Here is a 3,556-nt window from a genome sequence, read left to right on the forward strand (position 1 = left end):
TTGCCGAGCCGTGGTGAAGTCACCGTCGCCGATGAGCACCAGCACGGCGAGCGGGCCGGCGTGATCGATCCGGTACCCGACAGAGCCTGGCCTGCCGTGGACCCGGGCGTGCCGTCAGGCGGCCTCGGCTGGACGGGCCATGCTGATGCGCACCTCGCGGACGAAGTTCTCCAGCTCGCTGTCCGGATGGAAGTACACGTATTGGCTTGCGGCTCGAACTTGCCATTCGTTCAGAACGCGAACGGTGTCTTCGGGCACCGTGCCGGTCTGGCTCTGCGGTCCGACCGACAGCAGTGTGTGTCGGCCGATGGGCATGAATATCTGATCGGCGTCGCCCAGCGGCACCTCGCCCGTCCCGTGTCCTAGTCGGCCGTCGCGGGAGACGGTAAGGGCGGGATTGTCGCCGATGAGGAACTCTCCAGCGACAGGACGGATGATCTCAAGGCCGTGTGCAGATAGCCAAACCTTGGTCTTCTCGAAATGTCGTTCGATCGCCTCGCGGAAGATCAGCCCCGTCTCGAAATCGGCGTCGTTTTGGGCGAGTGCGCCATCCATCAGGATATGAAAAGCTTCCTCTCCTGCGGGATAAATGCCGTACTTGTCGAGGAACGCTGTTCGCCAATCCATGCTCGCCCACACGATCTGCTTCTGCTTTTCCCTGGCTTCCTCGTAGGCGCGCGCGTGGGTTATCCGCGTTTCAAGGCTACGAACGTAGTGCAGCGCGAATGCCTCGCGCAACAGCGTCAGCGCACGCTCGTCAGTGTGCGCCACGCCGCGGTCGCAAAGATCAAGCGCATATGGCAGAAGGGTTTCCGTTTGCGCCCACAGCATTTCCGCCGACGTCGACGCGACCGGGACGAAGTTCTGTACCTTCCCGACGCCGGCAGGCCCCACGTCCCGGCCCGTCGCGTCGGGGCGAAGGACGTTCAGGTATCGGACCCCGGTCTTGCCGGCGAACCTCTTGAGGATCACGCGCGACACCACATGCTGGCCAGGAGTGTTCTGCCCCGCCCGAGACCGGAGTCGCTCGATGCGGGCCCGCCATTCGGCGGGAAATCGCGCCCGCTGCTCTGCCTGGTCCATTCCACGATGGTGGCAGCCGATCAGGCAACCCGCAAAACCCTTTCCCTGCGTCGCGAGGTAGTCACTCGATTGCTGTGTGCAACCACGGCTTCACCCCATCCCGGACGCGCGGTCATCGGGACGTGGTCCCGGCCGGACAAGTATGTCGGGCTCGACCAGATCCCGGTCACCGCTATGTCGGCGGGTCGGCGGCAGTCACACCGCCGGCGAGGCTCCTCGGCAACATCCACGCGCGCGAACGTGCCGTTCCGCGAGAAGCTGCGGGCCGATCAGGCCGGGCGAGCTGCTCACCCGGCGGTGATTTCGCGGGTTGGCGTCCCGAGCGAACGCGCTGCGGCGGGTTCGGTCAGCGTCGCGGCCACGGCTTGTGAGATCCTGCCACTGAACCCCGATGAGGTGAACAGCTCCTGTAAGGCGGGGCGGAAAGTGTCCTCGAGGGAGTCGGTCACCTTGCGGTCTCTCATCGCCGCGGCGGCGTAGCCGTCGAATGGACAATGCGGATTTTGCCGGGTCGGTACCCGCTCGGGCAGGGGTGCCGCGGAGCTCAGGCGACGCCAGAAGGCGGGCCCCTGGGTATCGCTGATCGACGGTGACAGCCCCATCCGCCAGTCGAATCGGTGCCGGACCCACCGCCGTCGGCGATGGGTCGCCGCGAACTGTGGGCTGTGGGCGAGCGCGTACGCCCGGCGCAGCACGGTGACGATCTCGTCCAAGGACAGCTCGAAGCCGGGTTGGCCGTCCGGGAGCGGCGTGGCCCGCAGCACCCATTGGAGCATGACCAGGCCGCTGGGGAAGATCCGCAACGTGTGCGCGTCGCCCCACGAACTGTTCTCGGTGGGAGCACCTTCTACCAGGCGCACCTCGAGGTTGCCGGAGTAATCGGCGTGGAAGGGAGCGTCCTCGAAGAAGACTGCGGCCAGCCCGTTGGCCGCGTCGACGAACGCGGGCGGATCGAGGGTCTCGGGCGAGTGGTTGGGGGCGACGGCGACGTTCAACCAAAACCGGGCACCGCCGTTGCCGTACAGGTTTCCGGTTCCCGTGATGGGTTGGTGGTCGGCAACCAGCGCGGCTTCGGCCCGCTGCGTGAGCTGCGGCAGGAAGCGGGCAGCGCCGGCGAGGGCCTTGCGCAGAGCGGTGTCCAGCACAGTCATCGTCCGGCGTCTTCGGTCTCGGGATGCGGCGTGCGGGATGAACCTGTCCCGTGCGCCCGGAGCTTGACCGTACACCTGACGTGCACGAATCCCGCCTCCGCCACGGGCGACTGATCGCCCGGACCGCACCGTCGCCGCGCAGGACCAGGCCGTGCCCGAGTCGCCCGCCGGCACCGGCCGGGCCCCCGCGACTTTCGTCGGCGAAATTGAAGGCACCTGGCACGCGCTGTTCCGGGCCAGCGGAGCCACGTCGCTCGTCGAGCCGTACTACGTCCGGTTTCGCACCCTCGACGGGCCGACCCCGCTGGCCACGGTGGACGAGTACGCCGACCTGTTCGGGCCGCTGTCCGCCACCCGCGCCAGCCTGGCCCGCCTGCTGCTGCGCGCCGCCTCGCAGCTGGTCCGTGACACCTACCCCAGCATCGAAGCCCGGATCGCGTCGCGCTCGGCGACCTTGACCGACGCCCGGCTGCCTCCACCAAGGCGCGGGCTGGGAGGGCTGTTGCGTGTAGCGCGCCGAGGACCGCACGCAGATCCCCCGCGCAGGTCGGCCCTGGTACGGCACCACCACATCGGTCGGACGCGAACGACAACTCCCGCCCTGGAGCCGAAGGCAGGTTCGGCTGAGTCGCAAACGCTCGTCGCCGACCGACTCGGTAGATCGACCGACATTGGACACGGTTGGCGTGCCGGCCCGCGTGTCAACGTTTTGTCGGAACCAGCCGACGTCGCTTACCGACCGTGGCTGCGCTGCCCTATGGTCAGAAATTGTGAGGGGCGAAATGACCGAAAAGGTTGCACCTGGCGGGAGGGACGCCGTCCCACCCGAATGCGGAACAGACCGGGCCGGGGCACCCCGGCCGAGCCCGCGCGCCCGCCGGGGATTCCCTGCGATCATGGAAGCCACCTGATGGCCCGCGACCTATCCAGCGTGCGCGACCGGTTATGGCTGCTCGTCCACGACGAGGACGTGCGTCCCCTGGCCACTCCTGGTGCCATCGGCGTGAGCCTGGTCGCGGCGACACTTTCAGACCTGCTGCTGCAAGGACGCATCCGCGTGGAGCAGGGCCGGATCTACCCGATCACTGGGCGCACGGACCCAGCCGCGGAACCGTTCAGCACCGAATTCCTTCAGGTTCTCGCCGAGGAGCGCATACCTCGCCTGGCAGAGGTACTGCGGGGTGTCCGCATCGATCTTCGCAACGAACCGCACGATCTTTACAGGTGGGTCTACGAGCACACCCGGTCCGGGTTGGTCGAGGCCGGGCTACTCCACCAACAACGTCGCGCGGTCCGCGGCAGCCGGTACCAGCTCGCCGAGC

General features: G+C 67.5%; 3 protein-coding genes. 1 reads left to right on the plus strand and 2 read right to left on the minus strand.

Translation table 11 applies throughout. The features are described 5' to 3' along the window. Positions 1–114: 114 nt before the first annotated feature. Both DMB66_RS56865 and DMB66_RS56870 read right to left on the minus strand, forming a co-directional pair. Complete coding sequence (locus DMB66_RS56865; protein WP_125812309.1) at positions 115–1,083, minus strand: DUF4238 domain-containing protein; 969 nt, start codon at positions 1,081–1,083, stop codon at positions 115–117. Between the two features lie 287 nt (positions 1,084–1,370). After that, the gene (locus DMB66_RS56870) at positions 1,371–2,234 is read right to left on the minus strand and encodes a hypothetical protein (RefSeq protein ID WP_125812310.1); all 864 of its coding nucleotides are present in this window, start codon (positions 2,232–2,234) and stop codon (positions 1,371–1,373) included. 151 nt (positions 2,235–2,385) lie between these two features. Here DMB66_RS56870 and DMB66_RS56875 point away from each other — a divergent pair. Continuing rightward, on the plus strand, positions 2,386–3,556 hold a 1,171-nt coding region (locus tag DMB66_RS56875), incomplete at its 3' end, for a GPP34 family phosphoprotein (protein WP_199753245.1).

This window comes from Actinoplanes sp. ATCC 53533 (assembly GCF_003947245.1).

Bases quoted from the DNA above. Each gene is read 5' to 3' on its own strand.
- DMB66_RS56865 (WP_125812309.1), bottom strand. From the start codon at position 1,083: ATGGACCAGGCAGAGCAGCGGGCGCGATTTCCCGCCGAATGGCGGGCC.
- DMB66_RS56870 (WP_125812310.1), bottom strand. From the start codon at position 2,234: ATGACTGTGCTGGACACCGCTCTGCGCAAGGCCCTCGCCGGCGCTGCC.